The organism is Shewanella vesiculosa (assembly GCF_009994065.1).
In the GTDB taxonomy this organism is placed as follows: Bacteria; Pseudomonadota; Gammaproteobacteria; order Enterobacterales; family Shewanellaceae; genus Shewanella; species Shewanella vesiculosa.
In genome coordinates this window covers 94855-119813 of record NZ_JAACSD010000004.1, presented here as the reverse complement: position 1 = coordinate 119813, position 24959 = coordinate 94855, and the positions used below count along the sequence as shown (strand labels likewise).

Below are 24959 nucleotides of genomic sequence, written 5' to 3'. Positions count from 1 at the left end.
TCTAGTCGAAAGACGGACGTGAAATGTGTTCCCGTTGCCGAATGGCAATAGACTCATCATCTTCACTGAATTCAACTACTAACTCGCCTTTTTTGAGCGCAAGCTTACATTGTTCTATTGCTCTGGTTAATTGTTGCTCGTTGGCGTCACTAAAACTGCCATCTTCAAGTTGTGATAATAGATACTCTTTTATCATACGTTGAAGTACTTCTTGAGGTAATGAGAGTAACGCTTCATAAGGCACAAGCATGGTGTATTCCTATTAATGACTTAGTGAAGAAGATGATCCGTCTGGCTCGGTTAGCGTATTTTCTTCAGAGAAAATAAACGCGATGATACGTTGCTCAAGATAAAAATGTGGCTTCCAAGGCCAGCCGCCGGCAATAAATCCCACATGACCACCAAACTCATGTAACTCGTATTCAACCATTGGCGATAATTGATCTCGGGTCGGGATCACTTCAGCGGTCATAAAAGGGTCGTCTTGAGCGTGAATAACCAGTGTGGGCTTAGTTATGTACTGTAAATAACCTAGGCCGCTAGCTTGCTGATAGTAGTCATTAACGTCAGTAAAACCGTGTAATGGTGCTGTCACTTTATCGTCAAATAAATAAAAGGTGTTGAGCATTTTGAGCTGCTCTTTTGTGATCGGCATTTGTTCGGTTAAATCTGTAGTATTAATTTTATCGAGCATTTTTTGCTGCAAACGTTTAATCAAAAAACGTTGATAGAGAGTTGAAAAGCCACTCTCCAAGCGTTTGGCACAAGCTCCTAACGTTAACGGTGCTGATACCACTACAGCACGTTCGAGTAAGCTATGTTGCTGAGTACTACCTTGATATTTTGCCAATACATTACCGCCCAAGCTGTAACCTACAGCATAAAGCGGCGAGTCCGGATAATAGTGTTTGAGTTGCCCTAGGGTATAAGCTAAGTCGTTAACATCGCCGCTATGATAACTGCGAGCTAAGCGATTAGGCTCACCTGAACAGCCGCGATGATGATGGACAACAGCTGCCATCTTGGCTTTTTTGGCTTCAATCAGCATTCTGCGTACATAGTGAGATTCTGTGTTACCTTCAAGACCATGAATAATTACTAAGATAGGCTGGCCATTCTGGGCTTGTCCTAGCCAATCTAAGTCGACAAAATCGCCGTCAGGTAGCTCTTGCCTTTGCCGAAATGTTATTGGTTTGGCCACTTTAAATAGGAATGGTAGAATCGTTTGCACATGCGGGCTAGCAGCCCACCAGGGCGGAGTGAACAAGGTTTTCATAGACGGAATATTTCTGTAATTGTTTGTGAAAATTTAAACGTATGTTTAAATGTTACTCATGCCACTCTACCACATAAAAAATATAGACAACAATAAACTCAAGGGGAAGTAAATGAAGCGGCGTACCTTTCTCACTGGTGCTTTTGCTGGAACGGCTGCATTAGCATTAGGCGTTAATTTATATTTGCCAAACATCACAACTTCTTCGGAGGATATTCATCACCGCGTATTATTTGGTGTGTTGATCCCGGTATTCCTAGATGGCGCATTACCTGAAGTTCCTAGTCAGAGAGAGCTTGCTATTAATCGCACTCTGGATGCTATTTCACAATCAATTACCCACCTGCCTGTTGAACAGCACCAAGAGTTGATGGAGCTATTAAATTTACTCGAAGGTCGTTTAGGGTTGTTGCTACTCAGTGGCAGTATGACGCCGCTGTTAATGCGAGAACCCCAGCAATTGATCGACATGCTAGAGTTTTGGCGTCATAACTATTTAGACATGTTAACCACCGCTTATGGCGGATTACGTGAATTGATTATGGCAAGCTATTACGCCTGTCCAGAGCATTGGGGAAATTTACGTTATGTAAAACCCACTTTCTTGGTGCCTAACGCGCATTAATCCTACTGTATAGGGAGTATTACCTTGGCCATTATTGATCCTATTATTACTGGTTTAAGCGCGGGTTGGCATCATATCGATGCGAGCACCTTAGAGATTGATCGTCACTTTGACGCGGATGTGGTTATTGTGGGTACCGGTGCGGGTGGCGGTACTGCAGCAGAAATACTCACAGAAGCTGGCTTAAAAGTGATTATGATTGAAGGCGGTGCGCTCAAATCATCGACAGACTTTGATATGGAAGAGCGCCACGCTTATCCTAATCTATACCAGCAGGCTGCTGCGATGAAAACGGCAGATAAAGGCATAGGTATATTCCAAGGTCGTGCAGTAGGTGGTTCAACCACAGTCAATTGGACTACAGCGATTAGAACGCCGGAACAAACATTGGCTTTTTGGGAACAAGAAAAGTCGGTCAAAGGGTTATCTTCGCAAGTGTTACTGCCGTGGTTTGAGTTAATGGAAAAACGTCTCAATATTGAACAATGGCAATATGAACCTAACCGTAATAACGGTGCATTACGCGAAGGTTGCGAAAAATTAGGTTGGGATTACACCGTCATCAAACGTAATGTTAAAGGCTGTTGGAATACTGGTTATTGCGGTATGGGTTGTCCTGTTAATGCTAAGCAATCAATGTTGGTTACCACCATACCCGCAGCGCTTGATAAAGGCGCTACGCTAATTTCACGCGCTAGAGTGATTAAGCTTGAGCATAAAGGTGATAAAGTTGTCGGCTTAACCGCGCAGGCTTTAACGCAAGGCTTAAAGCCCACGTCGGTGAACATCACTTTCAGTGCGAGGCATTATATTTTAAGTGCCGGTGCGATTCATACCCCGACTATTTTAATGCGTTCTAATACCCCCGATCCGCACAAACAATTAGGCAAAACCTTCTTACACCCTTCATTGTTGTCAGGCGGGATATTTGATGAGCAAATCAATGGCCACAGTGGAGCGCCACAATCTATCTATTCCGATGAATTTGTCTGGCATGATGGCGCTGCTGGAGAGCTAGGTTATAAACTTGAAGTTGCCCCTGTTCATCCAGTATTAATCGCGTCAAAAACCATTGGTTATGGCGTTAGTCATGCCCAGTTAATGGCTAACTTTAACCAAATGCAGGTGACCATTGCGCTTATACGTGATGGTTTCAATCAGCAATGTCCTGGTGGTCAGGTTCGGTTAACTGATAACAGCTTTGCATTAGATTATCCTTTAGGCCAAGGTTTCTGGGATGGTGCTCGTCGAGCATTTTTGTCGATGGCTGAATTACAATTTGCTGCAGGAGCTAAAAAAGTATTACCAATGCACGATGGCTTGTCATTTTTAAACTCATGGAGTGAAGCAAAGCAGGCTATCAATGATGTCGATTTAGGCTTACTAAAAACCATCGTTGCGTCGGCTCATGTTATGGGCGGCTGTGCTATGGGGGAAGATAAAACGCTGTCAATGGTTGATACATTTGGGAATTCACATTACCTGGAAAACTTATCTGTGATGGATGGTTCGGTATTCCCAACCAGTTTGGGGGCTAATCCTCAATTGTCTATTTATGGCCTTGTTGCCCGAAATGCGACAGCATTAGCCCAAAAGCTGACTCCAACGAGTTAACTGAACTGGCTCCTATACCGCTGATAGGAGTCTTTTACATTGATGGTTTGCGGTTGCATAAGAGTCAGCTTGAACATTTGACTTGATAAAGTTTATCAATCGATGTCATATCGAGTGCTTAAAAGATGCCAATAAAAAATCCGTATTACTCGTCGATAGGATAGTAGGCTCAGAGCCTTTGCCTTACTAAATTGATGGTTTTTACTGTCATCGACACTATTAGTTAAAAATTTTTAGTGGGTTTGCCTTTCTGTTGGCTTAATGATGTCGGTAATATAGTGTTATTTTCAAGCTAATCGCATTCACTTCGACAAGATTACGATGGAAATTAATCTAGGGTTTAACGTCGCTTAAAAATCAGCTTCAGCTTATTTTATTCCACAATGAAAGTGCTAACGTTTTCAAGGGGGCGTTTCCCTTGAATGCTTGTTGGTCGTTGTATTTTTTCAACGGCCTTAAGCTCTGAGTTGAGTTTATACATTTTAACGTTAAGAACCCTAACTTGTGTTTGCTGCAAAGCTTGTTCGTTTCGATTAAGAGTTGAGCATTCTCAAGGCTTTTCTTAGTATCTATTTGACTCAATCAAAATGTGTTATCGTCTAGCCAATTTAATGCTCAAGGGATTGTTATTAAGTATGTTATTTGAAATGGTTTTTCTCTTCTTAGCAGGTGTTTTTGGCGGTGTTCTTAATTCAATTGCAGGCGGAGGAAGCTTTATTACCTTTCCTGCGCTTATGTTTGTTGGTATACCTCCCATTATAGCCAATGCAACAAATACTTTTGCATCATGTGCTGGTTATATGAGTGGTACTTATGCCTTTCGAAAAGAGATTTCTGCTCATAAAGATGAACTGCTCCTAATCGTAACAATCAGCTTAATGGGCGGGATAACTGGTGCATGGTTATTGCTAAAAATACCTGAAGCAGTGTTTCGAGAGGCCATTCCTTGGTTACTTCTATTTGCTACCGTACTGTTTATTTTTGGTGGGGCAATTAATTTTTGGTTAAAAAAAATGGCATCCCATCACCGGCATGCATCATCCATAGGCGGAGTTTTATTAGCCATAATACTCTTAGGAGTATCGATCTATGGCGGTTTCTTCAACGCTGGGCTAGGCATCATTTCACTGAGCTACTTAGCATTAGCTGGTCACACTAACATCAATGCTATGAATGGGTTAAAGCTATTAATCTCATCGACAATCTCACTCATCGCTATCGTACTGTTCATTTTTAATGATGTCATAGCCTGGTATGAAGGCTCTATTGTGTTATGTGGCACTATCGTCGGTGGCTATGTTGCGGCAAATGTGTCACGCAAACTCCCGCAAAAGCATGTCAGACAGTTTGTTATTGTGGCGAGTATTGCCACTACAGCCTATTTCTTTTTTGATATTTATGCCGGTTTAGACAGTGTTTAAGTATCCAGAATATAACCATTTTGCTAAACGGCTGCTGCGTGGCCTGGTTGAATAAATAGAGGAACCTTTCTGAGTTGGCGAAGAGCTGATCATCCAATTGATGCCCAAAGGGCCTTTCGATGCCAAAAAGTTCGCCGAGTGAAAGAGCGAAATCAAGCCAATACAAAGTAAGACGTTGGCATGTAAGCCATTGGAGGAGGTTACTTTTAGGCCAAAATATGCGCTATGATCTATTTGACACTTAGTAGTATAGCTTGGGAGTCTGGAGAAGGAATTAAGTTACATCTATTACCAGTGAGTAAGCACCTACGAGGTTAACTCAGCCATAACGCTTTTATCTAAGCCAAATAAACTAAGATAGTGTTGTGTGTTTGTCGGTTCAGGGTTATCACAATCATCAGCATCGATGATTTTACCATCCAGTAAATTCAATTTATGTAATAACATGTACTGAGATTTACGTTCCATAATTAACTCTACTTCGAGCATTTTCTGATATTCGTCGCTGTTTAAATGGGCTTTGGCGATCCGGCGTAAGCCTCGGTAAGGCTGAAGTACACTTGCTTCCCATTGCTCTATGACTTTAGTCAATGTTTCCCAATGTTGCTGCGTTAACATATAACACTGTTCATCGAGGTATTGCGCCAATAATAAAATGTTAATATTGACGTGATAACTGTCTTGTAGATTTATGTAAAATATAGGGTTAATAGAATAACTTTGCTCGCAATTATGCCAAATAGTGTGACTAAAATTTTGGCGATTTAAAGGCTGCGACATACTGTATTCCTTGTGGCATTTGTGGTGTGGATCAACAGCACAAATGCCAATAAAATAATCAAGACTAACCGCTTATTGGAAGTCTTGCTCGATAAGCTCAATTTGTTCTTGAATATCTAACCAATGCATTTCGCTTTCATCCATGGCTTGAGTCAGTGTGGTTCGCTCGTTGAGAACGTTAGTCATTTTAGCTTTGTTCTCGGCTTCGTATAAGCTGCCATCGGCTAATTCAATTTCTAATTCAGCTAATCTGGTACTCATTTTCTGTTGCTGGGTTTCTAACTTTACTTGTTGTTTTTTCAGTGGTGATACTTTTTGGCGCAGCTCAGCTTCCATTCTCTTTTGCTGCTTTTTATCAACTGCATCACCGCTGGTGGGCGTTTCTGATTTGTTGTTGGCTTGGGCTAATTTAGCGGCATCAAGTAACCATTGATGATAATCATCTAAGTCGCCATCAAAAGGTGTTACTACACCTTGATCAACTAGATAATAGTCACTACAACTCAATCGTAATAGGTGACGGTCATGTGACACAATTACCATGGCGCCTTCAAATGATTGCAATGCCATGGTGAGCGCGTGGCGCATCTCTAAATCTAAATGGTTGGTGGGCTCATCGAGTAATAATAGGTTTGGACGTTGCCAAACGACTAATGCTAAAACCAGACGCGCTTTTTCGCCGCCCGAAAATGGTCGTACTGGCGATAATGCCATATCACCATTAAAGCCAAATCCACCTAAGAAGTTACGTAATTCTTGTTCGCGCGCGCCTGCTGGCGCCAGTCTGATCAAGTGTTGCATTGGCGAATCATCAAGGGTTAAAAACTCAACTTGATGCTGAGCAAAATAACCAATATTCAATCCTGGGTTAGGTTGATACTTGCCCGTTTTAGCTTGTAACTGCCCAGACAACAGTTTGATCAGTGTCGATTTACCAGCACCATTTCTCCCCAATAGACCAATACGCGCGCCAGGAACAAGGTTTAACTCAACCTGTTTAAGAATCGTATTATCTTCATAACCAATAGAGACATTTTCCATCACTACTAATGGGTTAGGCAGTGCTTCGGGCTCTCTAAAGGCCATTTGAAATGGATTATCTACTTGCGATGGTAATAACTCCGCCATCCGTTCTAGCGCCTTTAAGCGGCTTTGTGCTTGTTTAGCTTTACTGGCTTTATAGCGGAAACGGTCAACAAACGACTGCATATGCGAGCGTTCTTTTTGTTGACGTTCAAAGGCAACTTGCTGCTGGGCCATACGTTCGGCGCGTACGCGTTCAAAAGAAGAGTAGTTACCCTTGTAGTAATTTAATTTGTGATTCTCGACATGAACAATTTCACCGACAATCCCATCGATAAAGTCTCGATCGTGACTGATCAAAATCAGTGTTCCCTGATAGGATTTAATCCAACCTTCTAACCAATACATGGTATCTAAGTCTAAGTGGTTGGTTGGCTCATCGAGTAACAATAAGTCTGAGCGGCATAGTAGTGCTTGGGCTAGGTTAAGACGCATACGCCAACCACCAGAGAAGCTTTTAACCGGGTTACTTTGGTCTGCATCTTTGAAGCCTAGACCGGCTAATAACGACCCTGCTCGAGCTTTAATGGCATAGCCGCCAATAGCATCAATTTTGCCGTGGATAAGCGCAATGGCGTTACCGTTATTGTCTGCTTGAGCTTTCTCTAGTTGGGCCTCTAAATCACGGTATTCAGTGTCGCCATCAAGCACGTATTCTAATGCCGACACATCTAATGCTGGTGTTTCCTGTGCAACAGAGGCGACTTGCCAACCTGATGGGAAACTAAATTCACCTTTATCAAGATGTAAATGACCCAGAATTAAGGCAAGCAATGATGATTTACCTGTACCATTGGCGCCGACAAGGCCTACCTTGTGTCCGGGATAAATTGTCAGTGAGGTTTCATCGAGTAAGGTTTTACTGCCGCGAATTAACTGAGCTTGGCTTATGTTGATCATTAATTACAACTTGATACTTAAGAATAGAATAATGGTGCAGATAATATCGCATATCCGATTTATTTCCCACAATCACGGGACTCATGTGGGCTAATCATGGCAAAATAGGCGTATAAATTGATAAATGCCGTATTGAGTCAACAGCTCATTGTATAAACACTAAGTCGAGTAAATCATGACCAAAATTAAGAAACGTTTTGTTGCAGGCGCTAAATGTCCTAAATGCAGTGCCAAAGACAGTATTTTATTGTTTAAAGAAAATGGGATTGAAACGGTTGAATGTACTGAATGTGATTATCGTGAGCAGCAAACGGACATTAAAGTGCCGCAAAAAACGAATGGCAGCATGATAGGGGTATTTAAACCAGATTAAGCCTGACTAAATATTTTACTCACAACAAACCTCAATACTTTTCAGCCGTTGAGGTTAATTACTCATGTATTCATCTGGTTGTGTTTCAGCGGTTATCTTCATTTTATGCTGATTTAGTACCTTAATCACATCGACGTTATTCTGAGTAAGATCATCAAAGCGATCGTTAATCTCTTGTAATTCTAAGCCATAACTTGGATCGTCTTTAGGCTTAGTTTGCCAAAAGCGTTTGCGATCAAGTTTTTGTATTTCGCTAGCTCGTAATATTTCAAAGTAGCTGTTTTCTTGCTTTAGACGATACATTTCACCATCAAGGAGTTGCAGTAACTTCTCTTTAGAAATAGTTTGTTTATTCAGCAGGGCTTTTAATGGGTCTTCTTTAAGTTCGTGCTTGTCGGAGTCGACTTCGGTGGTAATACCTAATTGGTATTCAATTTTGTGCTGACGATACTCTTGTGGGCAGACGGTTTGGCTGAAAACGACTTTGTCATCCATCATACATTTGTAAATAGTATTGGATTGAGCGGTAAATGCGCTCATGGCGAGTATGATAAATAGCAGTCTTTTTGCCATGCGGCCACACATCCTTTTGTCATCACAATTATGACTTGATATCAGTTGGTTACATTTTCTATGCGAGAGTTTTCGACATTAATTCAATTTAACAACCGACGACCTTGTCTAGCTGCCAATGGTAGTGGCATTTATTGTAAATGTACTACCAGTGTCATTGTATTTTTGCCTCTTACCAAGCCACTTGCTTTTGTTACCCTCGTGTTGGTTTTATTTGTGTTATTTGTCTATAACGTTAAGAATATTAGCATGTTTTTAGATTAAGCTACACGCAAAATTAGTAACAAATAAACCACAATAAGCAGCAGAAATTTCATACATAGTTGTTATGCTGGCTGATAATATAGCCACATTCATACCGATAACATCATGTTATCGGTTAAATATGGCCCAAGTTTATCGATAAAACCAGTTTTTTGACAATCGAAATTTGAATAAAAAACCATCTTTACTGTTATTTGATCTACTTAAACCGAAAACGGAATGTTTTCTTTGGTGATGATTAGCTGTTTAGTTAGCTTAAGTTACGTGAGAATGACACGTTATCAATTAAGCGAGCTTTACCTAAATAAGCGGCTGCAATAACCACTAAGTCAGTGTCTGTTGCTGTTGCTTGACGTAACGTCTTGGCATTTCTCACTTCGAGGTAATCTGGGGTAAAGCCGGCATTAGTTAGCTGCTTTTTGGCTATTTCAATCGCTACTTCTGTTGATTCGCCGTGTTTAATGGCTTCAACAATAGTATCTAATGCTTGTTTTAACGCTGCAGCTGAGTGTTTTTCTTCTGCGGTTAAATAGCCATTTCGAGAACTCATTGCCAGTCCTGATGCTTCACGAATAGTGTCAACACCAATCACTTCAATCGGCATGGATAAGTCACTCACCATGGTTTTAATTATCATCAATTGTTGAAAATCTTTACGACCGAATAAGGCGATATCTGGTTGGACAATATTAAACAGTTTGGTCACTATGGTTGCCACGCCACGAAAATGTCCAGGACGGCTTGCACCACACAGTTGATCGCCAATGTCGGGTACTTCAACAAATGTTTGTTGTGCTAAACCATTGGGATAGATTATCTCGGGCGTTGGGGTAAATAATATTTCTGTTCCGGCAGCCATCAGCTTATCGCTGTCTTGTTCTAATGTACGTGGGTACCCGTCCAAGTCTTCGTTAGCGCTAAACTGCATTGGATTAACAAAAATAGATACCACAACATGATCTGCACGCTTTTTAGCTTCGTTCACTAAGGTGATGTGGCCTTGGTGTAAGTTACCCATTGTTGGCACGAAGGCAACGGTTTCGCCTTTACGACGCCAAGCATTTACATGTTCGCGAATAGTTGAAATAGCAGCAGTGGTAATCATTTTCTGTTGAAACCTTAATAAAAACAATGTCGTTAATTGATGTACATTCAATGGCTCGTTAAAGGAGCAACTAAATCATTAGTTAAATGTATGCTCTTCGGCAGGGAAGCTACCGTTAGCGACTTCATCAATATAAGCTTTGATTGCTGAGCGGATCTCGCCAGTCTGTTTGAGGTAGTTTTTAGAAAAACGTGGGATGTAACCACTGGAAATGCCTAGTACATCATGCATTACCAAGATTTGGCCGTCAGTGTCTGCTCCAGCACCAATCCCAATAACCGGAATGGTCAGTGCTTCAGTAATGGCTTTAGCAAGCGATGCCGGAATACATTCAACCACTAATAATTGCGCACCAGCTGCTTGTATTGCTTTGGCTTCATCTAAAATACGCTGGGCATTATCAGCATCACGACCTTGCACTTTAAAGCCGCCAAATACGTTGACCGATTGTGGGGTTAATCCTAAGTGGGCACAGACTGGAATACCACGCTCTGTTAACATTTTTACGCTTTCAAGTAACCAATGACCGCCTTCTAATTTAACCATGCTGGCACCAGCTTGCATAAGAATTGCCGCGTTAGTCATGGTTTGTTCTGGGGTGGCGTAACTCATAAATGGCATATCTGCGATCAGTAATGCGCGCGAAATCCCCCGTTTAACACAAGCTGTATGATAAGCAATATCGGCAGTCGTAACGGGCAAGGTGTCGTCATGGCCTTGAAGTACCATACCGAGTGAGTCGCCCACTAAAAGTACATCCACACCTTCGCTGTCAAATGCGCTGGCAAAACTAGCGTCATAAGCTGTTAATGCAGTGAACTTTTTACCTTCTTGTTTGAACTTGATCAGGGTAGAGCTGGTGACTTTTGACATAGTAGACTCTTAAAACAATATTGAAATACTAAAAGCTGAGCTTAATGTGCTGTGCATTAATATCAACTTTAATCGATAAGCTTTTGCAATTCATCACGCATTGTCACACTAATAAGACTTTCAAGGCTTGTGTTACAAGGCAGTGTCAAAGTGGGTGCAATGTCTGCTAATGGTACTAACACAAAACTACGTTGTTTCATGCCATAATGAGGCACGCAAAGACGAGGTTGGTTTATGTGTTGTGTACCATACAATAACAAATCTAAATCTAAGGTACGAGGTCCCCAGCGTTCGAGACGCAAACGTCCTTGTTGTTGCTCGATATCTTGTAAAGCATCGAGCAATTCAATCGGCAATAGCTCGGTTTGAAACCCTGCTACAGCATTGACATAATCAGGTTGTATCACATCGCCCATAGGTTTAGAGCGGTAATAAGCTGACACCGTCAAGGTGTTATTAAGTGCTAATGTTTTGAGCGCCGTTACAGCAACATCGAGTTGTTGTAGCGGCTCTGCTAAATTTGCGCCCAAGGCGACATACACTTGCACCGCCATGGTGGTTACTCTTCTGTAGGCTTGGCAGCGGGTTTTCGACGACGCTTGCGCTGTGGTGCATTTCGATTGCGAGTATTACTGCCTTTGATGCTTTTGGCGATATCACTGCGGTCAGTTTCATCGGCTTCAACAAACGCTTGCCACCAATCCGCTATCTTGGCGGTATTACCCGCTTCAACTTCACCGCGCAGTAGCAGCAAATCATAAGCTGCTCTAAATTTCGGGTGCTCTAGCAGTTTAAAGGCGCGGGTGCCTTGACCACGTTCTAAGCGCAGTTGTAATTGCCAAATGTCACGTGCTGGAGTACTAAAACGACGTGGTAAGCTAATGGTTAAACACTGTTTCTCAAGCACATCACCCATAGCTGCAACATAGGCATCGTAATGCGTTAGGCCACTTTCAATCGCGATATCATCTGCGCGTTGTTTAACTGGGTACCATAATATTGCGGCAAAGAAAAATGCTGGCGTAACGGTTTTATCTTCACTGACTCGCAGGTCAGTATTACGCATAACGGTTTGCAGCATTTTAGCTGTATGACCTTTAGGCGACTCTTCAATTAGGGCACTCACTTGTGGGAACAGCGGAGCAAATAAACCAAAATCTTGCATCATGTGGTAATTCGCTTCGGCTTTACCGGCAAAGAATAATTTCAATACTTCTTCATACATGCGCGCCGCGGGAATATCACCTAATAGTGGTGCGAGTGCTTTGATAGGATCGGCGGTAACGGCGTCGATTTGCATATCAAGTTTAGTCGCAAAACGAACGGCTCGAAGCATGCGCACCGGATCTTCACGATAACGGGTATCTGGATCGCCGATAAGTTTTATCTTGCGTGCATTAAGATCGTTTATTCCACCGCCATAACTGCGAATAGAGTAGTCACTAATGTCGTAGTAGAGTGCATTGATAGTGAAGTCACGACGTTCAGCATCTTCATCTATCTCACCATAAACGTTATCACGTAATAAACGACCTTCAGCGTTTGATTTCGATACTTTGTCATTGCTTTCACTGTGGTGACCGCGGAACGTGGCAACCTCAATAACATCACGACCAAAAACGATATGTGCCAGTCTAAAGCGACGGCCAACTAAACGACAGTTGCGAAATAACTTTTTAATATCATCTGGGGTAGCATTCGTCGCTACATCAAAGTCTTTTGGTTCTATGCCAAGCAGAATATCGCGAACACCACCGCCGACTAAATAGGCTTTGTAGCCCGATTTATTCAGACGATAAAGTACTTTAAGTGCATTTTCACTAATTTGGCGACGTGAAATTGAGTGACCATCTCTGGAGATAATATCCAGACGTAAGCCATCTTCTTGAATTGGCTCTTCAAGGACTGGAGCTACTTTGTTGTTTTCAAATAGCTGTTTACAGAATTGGCTAATACGGCGAAAAATAATACACCTCGGGATGCTAGAATAATTTGATTAAAAATCTGGCGGGTATAATACATTAAATGTGACTGAATGAGTATACGTACAGTGGTGCTAAAAAGGGCTTAATGCAATAACTCGTCATGGTAATGATGATACCTAGTCGTTTCTAGTCGATATGATAATTTCTTTTTGTGCAGGAATCGCGCTGAGATCAAATTGTGCTACTGCCTGCTTAAGCATCACATCAACTGCATCAATATCCACTGTTTGTTGACCTAAAAATGTCAGCGCTGCGTTGATACTGGCTTGAGGGTGGACGATATCGATGGCAGAGGCATGATTCTGCTTTGATAATTTAAAGCCTTTTTGTGTGCAGACTAAAGGTAAATGTAACCAATCAGGTGACGCAAAATTCAATTGAGTAAACAAGCTTATTTGGCGGCAACTTGCTTCAAGTAAATCACAGCCCCTAACCACTTCAGTAATACCTTGATAAGCATCATCAAGCACCACGGCGAGCTGGTATGCGAACAAACCATCGCTACGTTTAATGATAAAGTCTTCATCAGCGAAGGCTTTATCAACCATCACATGTCCTTGCAGTTGATCAACAAAGTGGTCCATTTTAACTTGGTTACGAATCCGAATTGCACCTTGGGTCAGCCGTGGTGTCAATCGCCCACATCGGCCATCGTACACTCCGCCACTGGTTTGAATAATTTTACGTGTGCATTGGCAATAATAACCCGCATCACTTTCGATAAGCGCATCAATCTGATCTTGATATACTTGATGTCGTTGATGCTGATATAGCACGCTACCATGCCAATGTAAGCCATAGGCATCAAGTGTGCGGAGGATATTGTCGCTGGCACCGGGTACTTCTCTAGGAGGATCGATATCTTCTATGCGGATCAGCCATTGGCCTTTAAGACTATGCGCACGCAGATAACTGCCTAATGCCGCAATGAGTGAACCAAAATGCAGTGAGCCTGACGGGGATGGCGCAAAACGGCCAATATACGATGGGGTGATCATGTTATTTTGTAGCGTAATCTTAATTAACATCGCTGTGCCATTATCTTCTGTCAAAGTGACAACACTATAGCGCGGGTAACCAATTAAATGAGTGGCGTGTTTTATTGATGAATAAAATAAAACAAAAGGGCGAGATAATCTCGCCCTTCTTCGATAGCGGATTAACCCGCCATTTGTTTTTCTTTTATTTCAGCTAGCGTTTTACAGTCGATACACTGATCGGCTGTTGGACGGGCTTCAAGTCGACGGATACCAATTTCTACACCACATGAGAAGCAGAAACCAAAATCATCTTCTTTGATCAGCTGTAAGGTCTTTTCAATCTTTTTGATCAATTTACGTTCTCTGTCACGAGCGCGTAATTCTAAGCTGAATTCTTCTTCTTGTGCTGCACGGTCGACAGGATCAGGAAAGTTTGCAGCTTCATCTTGCATGTGAGTTAACGTACGGTCGACTTCTTCACGCAATTGGTTACGCCATGCTTCGAGGATCAATGTAAAGTGACCACGTTGCTTGGTATTCATATACTCTTCACCAGCCGATTCCTGGTAAGGATCTACTCCAGCGATAGCGAGTACGCCAAGTTTTTTCGTGCCTTGAGGCATAACGCATCTCCTGTAATCATTTGCGTTTAAGGACGTCTTAAATTTATGGCCGCTATCTATACCAGAAACTCTATAGCGTGGCAAATTTTTTACATGTATTTGAGCTTTATATTTTTATCTATACGACCACATTACAAGAATCGGTGATGGAACTTGCTTGCGGTGAAAGTGCTGTTTTATAGGCTAGCACTTCAACGCCATGTTTCATGGCTTGTTGAAGTAAGTCTGCGTATTGCGGATCAATATGGCGCGCGGGTTGAACAGTGGTTATGCCACTGTGTTGTACCACAAATAATAATACCGCTCGATGACCTAGAGTGACCATATGCATCAATTCTCTAAGATGCTTTTGCCCCCGAGTAGTAACGGCATCAGGAAAATAACCTATGTGTTGTTCTAAAAGGGTGCAACTCTTCACTTCGATATAGCAATCTGCTCGATTAGGGCTGGTGAGCAATATATCGATTCGGCTATTTTCACTGCCATACTTCACTTCACGTTTTAGATGCTCATAACCTAACAGTTCCGAAATCACTTGCCTCTTTATGGCATCTTCGGCAAGAGCATTGGCACGTCCGGTGTTAATCCCGATAAGGTGCTGCTGATCGGTTTGCATCAATTCCCAGGTGTGGGCGTATTTACGTTTTGGATTGTCTGAGGTAGAAAACCACACCGTCTCACCAGGAAATAAGCAATTTTTCATTGAACCAGTATTAGGACAATGAATGGTGATCTGTTCGCCATTGGCAAGCATGATGTCGGCAAGAAAACGCTTATAACGTTTAATTAATATGCCAGATTCTAATTCGGGGATAAATTTCATCCATGACCCAAGTGTTGAGTTGATTTACAACAATGCTAACAAACTTTAGCTTGGTTTATCGATTATGTTTTGTCTACACTACTGCCATTAGCTCGTGATTACGTGCGAGTATTGGTGTTCTTAGGCTTACAACAAGGGATTATTATGAATATTATGACCGTTACTCTGACCACAGAAGCCCCAGCCGCTCATTGGGGTAAAGCTGATGTGACCTATCAAGGCTCTTTGGCGACAATTCATTTATCAGGTAGCGATGAACTTCGCCAAGTGCAAATGGCGGCACGTAAAATTCGCACCCAAGGGATTAATTATGTGCAATTAGATGGCGGCTTATGGAACCTGCATTCTCAGTGGGCATTTGCGCAAGGTTTTGCGACAGCGAAAGCTGGTTACCAAGTTGACTGGTGTGGCAGTGACGCCGATAAAGAGACCTTGAATCAACGCGCTGTCGCGACTCAGTTTGCCCGTAAATTAATTAATGACACTCCTGAAGATTTATCGCCATTAGCGTTAGCTAACCAGGCGGCATCTTGGTTAAAAAATATTGGTGGCGACCATGTTAGTTTCAACATTATTGAAGGCCAAGAATTATTAGAGAAAAAGTGGGTTGGTATTCATGCTGTTGGTCGTGGCAGCGAGCGTCCTCCTGCGCTATTAGAGCTTGATTTTAATCCATTAGGCGCTGATGCTCCTGTATCTGTTGCCTTAGTCGGTAAAGGCATTACGTTTGACTCAGGCGGTTACAGCCTAAAGTCGACCGAAGGTATGCTGACAATGAAATGTGATATGGGTGGCGCTGCGACTGTCACTGCCGCTTTGGGATTAGCGATTAACTCCGGTTTGAATAAACGCGTTAAGTTATTCTTATGTTGCGCAGAAAACCTCGTCAGCGGACGTGCTTTTAAACTAGGTGATATTTTAACCTATAAAAATGGTACTACGGTTGAAGTCGTCAATACCGACGCTGAAGGACGCTTAGTATTGGCTGATGGTCTACAAGCCGCATCTGAAACTGGCGCTGGCTTAATTATCGATGCAGCAACCTTAACCGGCGCAGCAGTGATGGCGGTTGGTTCAAATTATAATGCGATTTTCTCACCACAAACCGCGACATTACAATTAGCACAAAAAAGTGCTGCCGCTGTGTCTGAAAACGTCTGGCCATTACCGTTAGATCCATGGCATAAAGACATGTGCCCATCAGCGTATGCCGATACCGCTAACAGTCGTCCAGTAAAAGGTGGCGGCGCAGGTGGCGCCTCTAACGCCGCAGGTTTTCTATGGCGTTTTGTATCACCACAAGCCAATTGGTTGCATGTCGATTTAGCTGCAGCGTTTGAATCATCAGCGTCGGCGCTATGGGCCGCAGGTGCGACAACTCATGGTGTATTGACCATTGCTGAATTATTGAAAGACTAGCCGATAAAAGTGCTAATATAAGGCAGATTTGAAGCCGTTGTTATTTAATGTTAACTCAGTTTAAGAGCTGGACATTAGATAATAGCGGCTTTTTTGTTGTCTTCAGTTAGCGGCCAACTTTTAAGAACAGAGTAGTCAGTTTGGCGTTTATTCTTGATAGATTGATACAGATGTAACTCAGTTGGCATCAACGATAACCTAGTGGTGCATCTCAACGTAGGTAAAGTAGTGATGTTAACTTGGCGAAATAAACTAATGTGAGGGACGTATTGGTGTTCGCTAATCAATACGTTGTGATTTTTCGCAATCAAGAGTAGCGATTGAGCCATAAGCAATAACGGTTCGCTAGCGTGTCCTTTTAGGCAAATTAATTGTGCTGATTGCCATAACGATAGTGTATCTAACTCTTGCATAAAAGTCGGTTTTGGCATCAACTCGATCGCATCAACAACACTGGCATAACTGGTCTGATCTATCTGGCCTAAAAAACAGAGTGTCATGTGTAAATTACTATTATCCACTACCTTTGCTGTATCATTAATAAATGGACTAAGGCGCTGTTTTATTAGAGATGTTTTTTCTATTTCTGACTTTTTTAAGCCAAAGCCGACAAACAATCTTCGCGAAGATGTGGCTTGCATACGCTTATCCTTAATGAGTAATGAGTTGAAACCCTAAGCCGAATAGATTATTAATATTGAATGATGTAAACAAATATCGTTATTTGTGAGTGACTAAACTACACTTAGGTGAATGTTAACGATAATATAGCGCATGTTTTTTTATTCCTAAGCAAATTGAATTGCTAACCTTGACTGAGTTGATGAATGGCAGATAGCACCCAGCAACTATTGAAAAGTGTTTTTACAAATGGACCTATTGAGAGTAGTAATACTTCGGTGTTATCGCTGCTTAATCAAGCACTAGAGTTAGTCTGTAAAAGACTAGAATGCAGCGCGGCATTTGTACTGACAAATCAGTACGATAAAGTATTTTCGGTCGATGTTGAAATTATCGACACGTCAGAGCAGCAATGTGCTAGTTATTTTGGTACTTCCCCCGCTTCTGAAGCACTGTTCAATCAACAGTTTAAAGATCATCTGTCGCTTTGCGAATCCTTATTATCTAATCATCAGCTTATCACTTATGCTCATAATGCTACGCAAGGGTTAACCGACCAACAAGATCCAATATTAACTCCACTCATTAGCCTTTTTAACGGTCTCAATATTAATTGCCAGCATATTGCACTCAGTCCCGTTTTACAGGTAGGCAATGTCAGAGTCGTGTTAGGCACTCTGTGTGCTTCAGATGCTAATCCTGTTGTGAGTCAGCATAACGATCCCATTTCGTTTATACACAAGCTACTCGAAGATACCGCTTATCAATTGGCATCGTCACTTGAGTTACGTCGTTTAGCCGTTTTGCTCGATAGTAAAGATAAACAATATCAAGAGCTGTTTCAGTTGTTGCCGATAGCCTGTGCGCTCATTGATTTACAGAATAATATTGTATTGCAAAATGATGCGAGTAAAGACAGTCTGCTTATTAGTGAAGGCCAAAGTTTATTTAACTTATTGCGTGAAGAAGATCACCCACTGCTACTCGATACGTTGCACATTGTCCGCGAAGGTATTTTACGTCAAGCCTGGTGTGAAGTACCGCTGCGAAATGGTGGGCAAATTCATTGGTACAAGTTTAGCTTTTGCCATGCTCTTAATAAGCAGCAGCAGTTATTGTTAATGATTGAAGATGTCACCGAGCGTTATCGACTTGCTGATGAATTATCATTTCACTCCAATCATGACGTATTAACCGGCTTACCGAATCGGCTGCAGTTTGAAAATATGCTCGAAGAGTTATTAGACGATGAAGATCATACACCTGCTTGTATTGCCTTTCTCGATCTCGATCAATTTCAGGTAGTTAATGATCTAAGTGGTCATCAAGCGGGTGATTTGTTATTGCAGCAAGTGGCCACACGGTTAAAACAATTATTACGCAAAGGCGATGTTGTTGCGCGGCTAGGGGGCGATGAATTTGGCTTATTGATGAACAATTCTGATGTGTCATCAGCACAACAAGTGGCGCAACGAATTTGTCAGCAATTATTTGAGCATGAATTTATTTGGAAGGGGGTTAAGCATAATATTAGTGCCAGTCTTGGCATAGCCAAAGTTGATTATGTTGCTCCGGATATCTATGGTGTCATGAGTAAAGCGGATGCTGCTTGTCGATTAGCCAAAGAGGAAGGCCGTAACCGCTGGCATTTTTACAATCCTGATGACCCACAAATGAACCTCATGTATAACCAAATGCTTGCATCTGTAGATATTACTGGAGCACTTGCGTTAAATCAGTTTGAGTTATTTTATCAACTTATTGAGCCGCTAAATAAGCCCGAAACGGGGATACACATCGAAATATTATTGCGCATGGTACAAAGCGATGGCCGATATGTATCACCTGGCGTGTTTTTACCTGCTGCTGAGCGTTATAACTTAGCGCCTCGTGTTGATAGATGGGTTATCGATAACTTATTGAAATGGGGTGGCAATAATTTAACCATATGGCGTCAATTGTCTATGGTTTCGGTTAATTTGTCGGCAATGTCACTGGCCGATCAAAAGTTCATGAATTGGCTTGAAATGCGCTTAATGGTTGAACCAGAGTTGGTGAGTAAGTTATGTTTTGAGATCACCGAAACCGCAGCCGTAAGCCAGTTAGACCAAGCCACAGGGTTAATTGATTTGTTACGTCCGTTTGGCTGTAAAATTGCTTTAGATGATTTTGGTTCTGGTTTTTCAAGTTTTGCTTATTTAAAATGCCTCGATGTGGACTACGTTAAAATTGATGGCCAATTTGTGGTCAATTTATGTGAAAACCGCAGCGATAAAGCGATTGTGACAGCAATTTGTCAACTTGGTAGAGACATGGGGTTTGAGGTTATCGCCGAGTTCGTTGAGAATATTGAGATTGGCTTATATCTGAAAAATATCGGTGTTGATTATGCTCAAGGTTATGCCATTAATAAACCGACGCGCTTGGCCGAATTACCACACGGTTTGCGAACACCTTGGTTAACATCCGCTACGTTAGGAGATAATCTTACGGCCTTAAATGATTAATTGATGTATGCCATCTGCAATTAATGACACCTTGATATGATTGTGGGTAAAATGAGCCCCATAAAATTGCCGTAAAAGTTAATAGCGTTGACCTCAAAACAAGCATTACCGCGCCCAGAATCATCGATTATCACTTCATTACCCATACAGGCGGTACTTAACTCGTTGCGGGTGCAGTTTGCCGATCATTCGCAGATTATTCTCGAAGCACCTACCGGTGCGGGTAAATCAACAGCCTTGCCATTAGCCATGCTAGCCTGGCCTGAAATTAGTGGCAAAATTCTCATGTTAGAGCCGCGCCGAGTTGCCGCCCGTAATGTAGCTCAATTTATCGCTAAACAATTGGGCCAGGCGGCTGGCCAACAAGTGGGTTATCGTGTACGCGGCGAATCAAAAGTCAGCGCTGATACTCGACTCGAAATTGTGACTGAAGGTATTTTGACCCGCATGATCCAACAAGACCCTGAACTGAGTGGTATTGATGTGATTATTTTCGATGAAATACATGAACGTCACCTCACTACCGATTTAGGCTTAGCTTTAGCATTAGAAGTGCAGCAATCATTGCGTGACGATTTACGCATTATTGCCATGTCTGCAACCCTATCTGGTTTACCGCTCGACACCTTAATGCCCGATGCAGCTCACATCCACAGTGATGGCCGCAGTTTTGCGGTTGAGATTGCTTATCAACCTTGTCCAAGTCAGCAAATGTGGCTTACGCACATGTCTCGAGTCATTCTCGACACCATCACGTCGATTGAATTAGCCGCTTATCAACAAGGCAGTGTGCTAGCATTTTTACCCGGCAAAGGTGAAATCCGTAAGCTCGCTGGATTGTTACGTGAGCGTTTGGATGCATCATGGCTAATTTGCCCTATGTATGGCGATTTATCGTCTGCAGAACAAGATCAAGCTATTCGAGCAGCAGAGCCTGGTAAACGTAAGATAGTCCTTGCGACCAATGTGGCGGAATCGAGTTTAACTATCGAAGGCATTACGCTAGTGATAGACAGTGGTTATCGACGTGAAGCGAGTTTTAACCCTAAAACCGGCGTGACACGCTTAGGGCTTAAGCGCATTAGCCAAGCTTCTGCCATTCAGCGAAGTGGTCGTGCAGGGCGCTTAGCGGCGGGTTATTGCGTACGTTTATGGAGTCAAGAAGAACAAGGACGTATGCGCAAGGTCGACGAACCTGAAATTACGCAAGCTGAACTGACTTCGATGGCTCTTGATTGTGCCAATTGGGGCGCTAAATCATTTGCCGAATTGTCATTGCTTACGCCGCCGCCGGCCATTCATGAACAGGTTGCTTGGGGATTACTTCAGCAACTTGAATTGATTGACTCACAACGTAAGTTAACGCCATTAGGTCGAGATGCTTATGCATTAGGTTGCCATCCGCGTTTAGCGCATATGCTGCTTAAAGCTAAGCAACTTGCCCAGGATGACAATCAGCCGCAACTGTGTTTATTGGCATGTGTGTTAGCGGGCATTATTGAAGCTCGCGGCTTACCCAAAAAAGGCGCCGATATTCATCATTATTTGACTGAGGCTTTGCAGGGACAGATTAAGCAGCAAGTAAGGCAATGGCAGCAATCCTTGGCGATATCGGGTCAGATCAATGAAGCCATACGAAATGCATCCACTCGCGATATTAGTTATTTGTTAGCACTTGCTTACCCTGATCGTATTGCCAAAGCCCGTGGTCATGAAGGCTTTTTATTAAGTAATGGTACTGGCGTAGTGATCAGTGCCGATGATAGTTTGGCACATGAACCTTGGTTAGTGGTTGCTGACTTTCAAGAGACTCAAGGTCGTAATGCTGGTCAGGTTTACCTTGCTGCAAGGTTGGATGAGCGTTTATTTACGGCTGAGCTTACCTCGTTAGTGACCACTCATGTACACGCTGGTTGGGATGAAGCAAAAGGGCGTTTCTTTGCAGAGAGACACACTAAAATCGGTGAGATTATTATTAAAGTCGATACCGGTATTACACCTGAACGAGCACACATTACCGCCGCGTTGTTAGCACAAATCCGCATTAAAGGGTTAACAATCCTTAATCGTGACGAGCTATTAATCCAGTTACAATATCGGGTTGAATTAGCACGACACTTTGATTCAGAGCATGATTGGCCTTGCTTAAGTGATGAGTTCTTGCTGGCTTCATTAGAAGATTGGCTTGGGCCACATTTAGACAATATTCGTTCATTGGCCGCATTAGCTAAAGTTGACGCTTATGGATTAGTGAAAAACTTACTCAATTGGCAGCAGCAGCAAAGGTTAGAGCAATTGGTGCCTACACACTGGCCGATGGCAACAGGTACTCGTGCGCCAATTCGTTACCAGATGCCCCTTGACGCCGATGGACATTTTTATCATAACCATGATCAACAAGGGCGTGCGTTGCTCAGTGTACGATTACAAGAAGCATTAGGGATGGCGCAAAGCCCGACAATATTGCACGGTAAAATGACCGTGACTATGGAGTTATTATCGCCAGCACAAAGACCATTAGCCGCAACGGCTGATTTAGCCAGTTTTTGGCAAGGCCCTTATATTGATGTGAAAAAAGAAATGCGTGGCCGTTATCCTAGGCATTTATGGCCTGATGACCCAGTGAATACTGTGGCTACAAAATTTACTAAAAAGAAAACTCCTGGCGTGTAAATAAGTTATCTAGCTTATTAATAACATGTAATTATTCAGCGTTATATGGAAAATGAAATCATTATTTATGACTAAAAAAACCAAAAAGTCTTCGGTAACCACAAAAAAGACAGGACCCTCTTGGTGGCGAAAGCTGTGGTCACTCACATGGAAATTATCCATAGTTGGTATTGCCGTTGTAAGCTTTTATGCTATTTATTTAGACCAAATTATTGCGCAAAAATTTGAAGGCCAAAAGTGGCATTTACCTGCGCAAGTTTTTAGCCGTTCAATGGCGCTATACCCGGGAGCTGCGATAAACCATCCTCAGCTAATGGCCGAATTAAAGCTATTGGGTTATCGTAAAGTGGCTAACCCACGTCAAGTGGGCGAGTTTTCAGCATCCAGCACCCGCATTGAATTATGGCGTCGGCCGTTTTTGCACCCAGAAGGTAATCAAGTCGCACAAAAAGTGATGATTAGCTTTGATTCTCAGGGCGTGAGCTCGGTTAAGCGCATGTCTGATAAACGTGAATTAGCCGTATTTCATTTAGAACCAGTCTTACTTGACCGTATTATTGCCGGCGATGGCGAAGATCGCTTATTTGTGCGCGCGCCTGAAATGCCTTCGATGATCATCGATGCGCTTATTTTGGTTGAAGACCGCAGCTTTTATGATCACTTCGGGGTAAACCCATTGGCCATTGCAAGAGCTGCAGTTGTCAATATCACCGCGGGTCGTACCGTTCAAGGTGGTTCAACCTTAACTCAACAGTTAGCCAAAAATTTCTTTTTAAGCAGTGAACGTTCAATTGTGCGTAAAGTACGTGAAGCCCTTATGGCGTTGATCATTGATTTTCGATATAGCAAAGATGAAATTTTAGAGGCTTATCTCAATGAAGTGTACATGGGCCAAGATAAAGCCCGTGGTGTGCATGGTATGGGGCTAGCATCACAGTTTTACTTTGGTCGCCCCATTGCTGAGCTGACCGTGTCGCAACAAGCCTTTTTAGTTGCGGTTATTAAGGGGCCTTCTTATTACAATCCTTGGCGTTATGCTGAGCGAGCCCAAGAGCGACGTGATCTAGTATTACGTTTATTGATGGAAAACGATAAATTAACCGTTGCTCAATATAAAGCTGCTGTAGAGTCGCCTATTGGTCTTCGCAGTGCGACAAAATCGGTACATCAAAAATTACCGGCATTTTTTGCCGTGGTAAAACAAGAGTTGCGCGACCGTTATGGCGACTCATTACTCAAGCAATCGGGTGTTAAAGTCTATACCACGCTTGATCCTATGGCCCAAGAAGCAGCTGAAAAAGCCGTGTTATCTACCATGGCATCACTGGATAAACGGGCTAAAAATATTCAAGTCGGTATGGTGGTTACCGATAAATACACCGGTGGTATTGCTGCCATGGTGGGCGATAAGCAACCCAGTTATGAAGGCTTCAATCGTGCGGTAGAAATTAGACGCCCAATCGGATCGTTAATTAAGCCATTCGTGTATGCCAGCGCATTACGCCAAGCGGATAAGTTTACCCTAGCGACCCCAATTGAAGATAAACCTATTACGCTTCAAAATGAGCAAGGTAAAACCTGGTCACCTAAAAATGTCGATAAAAAGTTCAGTGGTCAAGTGCCGTTATTAAGTGCATTTAAAGATTCAATGAACGTTCCAACGGTAAATGTTGGTTTGGCTGTTGGAGTAGACAAGGTTGCTGCTACGTTAAAAAGTTCAGGTTGGGATGATGATATTTCTCCTTACCCATCCATGTTACTTGGTGCTGTAAATGGTTCACCATTAATGGTGGCTCAAGTTTATCAAACCCTTGCAGATGAAGGACGTTATCGTAAGTTATCATCGATTACTGCTGTGCTCGACAGTCAAAACCAAGCATTAGATGTTAGCCGTGTGCCATCGTCGATGGCGATTGATCCTGCTACCGATTATTTAGTCCAATATGCAATGAATCAAGTGGTGCGTTCTGGAACCGCTAAGCGCTTAGGTGCTGCATTCCCTGGCGTACGTCTAGCGGGTAAAACGGGGACCAGTAACGACAGTCGCGACTCATGGTTTGCAGGTTTTGATGAACGTAACGTGGCAGCTATTTGGGTTGGTCAAGACGATAACAGTAAAACTGGTTTATACGGCAGTAGTGGTGCAATGGCTGTGTATCAAGCTTTTCTAAATGAACGTCCGCCGCTTAGTTTGCGTATGATGCCTGTTAATGGCGTAATAAACGGTTATTTTGATCGAACAACTGGCGCGGCTAAACAAGGTAATTGTGACAATATTGTTGGCTTACCGGCTTTAGAATCAAGCTTTCACCCAGTCGCTAATTGTGGCGAGTCACTCTCGTGGTGGCAGAAGCTGGTGGGGCAATAATTGATCTGCTAACTCGTCTTAAAGTATAAGCCTATTTCAGGGCAATACATCTGAATATAAAAAGCCCAAGGTT

At 42.6% G+C, this 24959-nt stretch carries 21 protein-coding genes; 8 read left to right on the top strand and 13 right to left on the bottom strand.

What is annotated here, in order from left to right; genetic code table 11:
• Nucleotide 1: 1 nt before the first annotated feature.
• A complete protein-coding gene (locus GW828_RS02745; protein WP_124018331.1) occupies nt 2–250 on the bottom strand; it encodes a YheU family protein in 249 nt (82 codons plus the stop codon).
• Nucleotides 251–262: 12 nt separating this feature from the next.
• Nucleotides 263–1276 (bottom strand): hydrolase, encoded by a 1014-nt coding sequence (locus GW828_RS02740; RefSeq protein WP_273057910.1) that lies wholly within the window; start codon nt 1274–1276, stop codon nt 263–265.
• A 112-nt stretch (nt 1277–1388) separates the two neighbouring features.
• Here GW828_RS02740 and GW828_RS02735 point away from each other — a divergent pair, with 112 nt between their 5' ends.
• From GW828_RS02735 to GW828_RS02725, 3 genes are all read left to right on the top strand, one after another.
• Nucleotides 1389–1901, top strand: coding sequence for a TAT leader-containing periplasmic protein (locus GW828_RS02735; protein WP_182741060.1), 513 nt, complete (start codon nt 1389–1391; stop codon nt 1899–1901).
• Between the two features lie 24 nt (nt 1902–1925).
• A complete protein-coding gene (locus GW828_RS02730; protein ID WP_273057911.1) occupies nt 1926–3515 on the top strand; it encodes a GMC family oxidoreductase in 1590 nt (529 codons plus the stop codon).
• A 635-nt stretch (nt 3516–4150) separates the two neighbouring features.
• A complete protein-coding gene (locus GW828_RS02725; RefSeq protein ID WP_273057912.1) occupies nt 4151–4936 on the top strand; it encodes a sulfite exporter TauE/SafE family protein in 786 nt (261 codons plus the stop codon).
• A gap of 306 nt (nt 4937–5242) precedes the next feature.
• Here GW828_RS02725 and GW828_RS02720 read toward each other — a convergent pair whose 3' ends face one another.
• Both GW828_RS02720 and GW828_RS02715 read right to left on the bottom strand, forming a co-directional pair.
• Nucleotides 5243–5716, bottom strand: a complete 474-nt coding sequence (locus GW828_RS02720; RefSeq protein ID WP_182722337.1) for a TIGR02444 family protein — start codon at nt 5714–5716, stop codon at nt 5243–5245.
• Between the two features lie 72 nt (nt 5717–5788).
• Nucleotides 5789–7699, bottom strand: coding sequence for an ABC transporter ATP-binding protein (locus GW828_RS02715; protein WP_182696692.1), 1911 nt, complete (start codon nt 7697–7699; stop codon nt 5789–5791).
• Nucleotides 7700–7874: 175 nt separating this feature from the next.
• Here GW828_RS02715 and GW828_RS02710 point away from each other — a divergent pair, with 175 nt between their 5' ends.
• Nucleotides 7875–8072, top strand: a complete 198-nt coding sequence (locus GW828_RS02710; protein ID WP_165870192.1) for a YheV family putative zinc ribbon protein — start codon at nt 7875–7877, stop codon at nt 8070–8072.
• A 54-nt stretch (nt 8073–8126) separates the two neighbouring features.
• Here the strand turns inward: GW828_RS02710 and GW828_RS02705 are convergent, their stop codons facing one another.
• The 8 genes from GW828_RS02705 to sfsA all read right to left on the bottom strand — a co-directional run bounded on the left by GW828_RS02705 (nt 8127) and on the right by sfsA (nt 15298).
• Entirely contained in the window at nt 8127–8645 is a 519-nt protein-coding gene (locus GW828_RS02705; protein ID WP_182696691.1) for a DUF4124 domain-containing protein, read from the bottom strand.
• Between the two features lie 514 nt (nt 8646–9159).
• Nucleotides 9160–10014 (bottom strand): pantoate--beta-alanine ligase, encoded by an 855-nt coding sequence (panC, locus tag GW828_RS02700; RefSeq protein WP_273057913.1) that lies wholly within the window; start codon nt 10012–10014, stop codon nt 9160–9162.
• A gap of 78 nt (nt 10015–10092) precedes the next feature.
• Nucleotides 10093–10887 carry a 3-methyl-2-oxobutanoate hydroxymethyltransferase gene (gene panB / locus GW828_RS02695; protein ID WP_182696690.1) on the bottom strand — a complete coding sequence of 265 codons (795 nt, stop codon included), beginning with the start codon at nt 10885–10887 and terminating at the stop codon, nt 10093–10095.
• Nucleotides 10888–10955: 68 nt separating this feature from the next.
• Complete coding sequence (gene folK, locus GW828_RS02690) at nt 10956–11441, bottom strand: 2-amino-4-hydroxy-6-hydroxymethyldihydropteridine diphosphokinase (RefSeq protein ID WP_273057914.1); 486 nt, start codon at nt 11439–11441, stop codon at nt 10956–10958.
• Nucleotides 11442–11446: 5 nt separating this feature from the next.
• Nucleotides 11447–12748, bottom strand: a complete 1302-nt coding sequence (gene pcnB, locus GW828_RS02685) for a polynucleotide adenylyltransferase PcnB (RefSeq protein WP_165870193.1) — start codon at nt 12746–12748, stop codon at nt 11447–11449.
• Between the two features lie 240 nt (nt 12749–12988).
• The gene (gluQRS, locus tag GW828_RS02680; protein WP_420542421.1) at nt 12989–13900 is read right to left on the bottom strand and encodes a tRNA glutamyl-Q(34) synthetase GluQRS; all 912 of its coding nucleotides are present in this window, start codon (nt 13898–13900) and stop codon (nt 12989–12991) included.
• 131 nt (nt 13901–14031) lie between these two features.
• Complete coding sequence (gene dksA / locus GW828_RS02675) at nt 14032–14475, bottom strand: RNA polymerase-binding protein DksA (protein WP_011638715.1); 444 nt, start codon at nt 14473–14475, stop codon at nt 14032–14034.
• A gap of 118 nt (nt 14476–14593) precedes the next feature.
• Complete coding sequence (gene sfsA, locus GW828_RS02670; RefSeq protein ID WP_273057915.1) at nt 14594–15298, bottom strand: DNA/RNA nuclease SfsA; 705 nt, start codon at nt 15296–15298, stop codon at nt 14594–14596.
• A 144-nt stretch (nt 15299–15442) separates the two neighbouring features.
• Between sfsA and pepB the strand changes: the two genes are divergently transcribed.
• A complete protein-coding gene (gene pepB, locus GW828_RS02665; RefSeq protein ID WP_124018103.1) occupies nt 15443–16717 on the top strand; it encodes an aminopeptidase PepB in 1275 nt (424 codons plus the stop codon).
• Between the two features lie 74 nt (nt 16718–16791).
• Here the strand turns inward: pepB and thpR are convergent, their stop codons facing one another.
• Nucleotides 16792–17358: an RNA 2',3'-cyclic phosphodiesterase gene (gene thpR, locus GW828_RS02660; protein ID WP_273057916.1), complete on the bottom strand. Its 567-nt coding sequence runs from the start codon at nt 17356–17358 to the stop codon at nt 16792–16794.
• A 186-nt stretch (nt 17359–17544) separates the two neighbouring features.
• On the opposite strand from thpR, the gene GW828_RS02655 reads away from it, so the two are divergent.
• From GW828_RS02655 to mrcB, 3 genes are all read left to right on the top strand, one after another.
• Nucleotides 17545–19845 (top strand): putative bifunctional diguanylate cyclase/phosphodiesterase, encoded by a 2301-nt coding sequence (locus GW828_RS02655; protein ID WP_273057917.1) that lies wholly within the window; start codon nt 17545–17547, stop codon nt 19843–19845.
• 129 nt (nt 19846–19974) lie between these two features.
• Nucleotides 19975–22518, top strand: a complete 2544-nt coding sequence (gene hrpB, locus GW828_RS02650) for an ATP-dependent helicase HrpB (protein ID WP_273057950.1) — start codon at nt 19975–19977, stop codon at nt 22516–22518.
• 67 nt (nt 22519–22585) lie between these two features.
• The gene (mrcB, locus tag GW828_RS02645; protein ID WP_273057918.1) at nt 22586–24886 is read left to right on the top strand and encodes a penicillin-binding protein 1B; all 2301 of its coding nucleotides are present in this window, start codon (nt 22586–22588) and stop codon (nt 24884–24886) included.
• Nucleotides 24887–24959: the final 73 nt, after the last annotated feature.

Bases quoted from the DNA above. Each gene is read 5' to 3' on its own strand.
- panB (WP_182696690.1), bottom strand. From the start codon at position 10,887: ATGTCAAAAGTCACCAGCTCTACCCTGATCAAGTTCAAACAAGAAGGT.
- GW828_RS02655 (WP_273057917.1), top strand. From the start codon at position 17,545: ATGGCAGATAGCACCCAGCAACTATTGAAAAGTGTTTTTACAAATGGA.
- sfsA (WP_273057915.1), bottom strand. From the start codon at position 15,298: ATGAAATTTATCCCCGAATTAGAATCTGGCATATTAATTAAACGTTAT.
- mrcB (WP_273057918.1), top strand. From the start codon at position 22,586: ATGACTAAAAAAACCAAAAAGTCTTCGGTAACCACAAAAAAGACAGGA.
- GW828_RS02735 (WP_182741060.1), top strand. From the start codon at position 1,389: ATGAAGCGGCGTACCTTTCTCACTGGTGCTTTTGCTGGAACGGCTGCA.
- GW828_RS02745 (WP_124018331.1), bottom strand. From the start codon at position 250: ATGCTTGTGCCTTATGAAGCGTTACTCTCATTACCTCAAGAAGTACTT.
- GW828_RS02710 (WP_165870192.1), top strand. From the start codon at position 7,875: ATGACCAAAATTAAGAAACGTTTTGTTGCAGGCGCTAAATGTCCTAAA.
- GW828_RS02720 (WP_182722337.1), bottom strand. From the start codon at position 5,716: ATGTCGCAGCCTTTAAATCGCCAAAATTTTAGTCACACTATTTGGCAT.
- folK (WP_273057914.1), bottom strand. From the start codon at position 11,441: ATGGCGGTGCAAGTGTATGTCGCCTTGGGCGCAAATTTAGCAGAGCCG.
- GW828_RS02715 (WP_182696692.1), bottom strand. From the start codon at position 7,699: ATGATCAACATAAGCCAAGCTCAGTTAATTCGCGGCAGTAAAACCTTA.
- thpR (WP_273057916.1), bottom strand. From the start codon at position 17,358: ATGCAAGCCACATCTTCGCGAAGATTGTTTGTCGGCTTTGGCTTAAAA.
- GW828_RS02705 (WP_182696691.1), bottom strand. From the start codon at position 8,645: ATGGCAAAAAGACTGCTATTTATCATACTCGCCATGAGCGCATTTACC.
- panC (WP_273057913.1), bottom strand. From the start codon at position 10,014: ATGATTACCACTGCTGCTATTTCAACTATTCGCGAACATGTAAATGCT.
- GW828_RS02725 (WP_273057912.1), top strand. From the start codon at position 4,151: ATGTTATTTGAAATGGTTTTTCTCTTCTTAGCAGGTGTTTTTGGCGGT.
- pepB (WP_124018103.1), top strand. From the start codon at position 15,443: ATGAATATTATGACCGTTACTCTGACCACAGAAGCCCCAGCCGCTCAT.
- gluQRS (WP_420542421.1), bottom strand. From the start codon at position 13,900: ATGTTAATTAAGATTACGCTACAAAATAACATGATCACCCCATCGTAT.
- dksA (WP_011638715.1), bottom strand. From the start codon at position 14,475: ATGCCTCAAGGCACGAAAAAACTTGGCGTACTCGCTATCGCTGGAGTA.
- GW828_RS02740 (WP_273057910.1), bottom strand. From the start codon at position 1,276: ATGAAAACCTTGTTCACTCCGCCCTGGTGGGCTGCTAGCCCGCATGTG.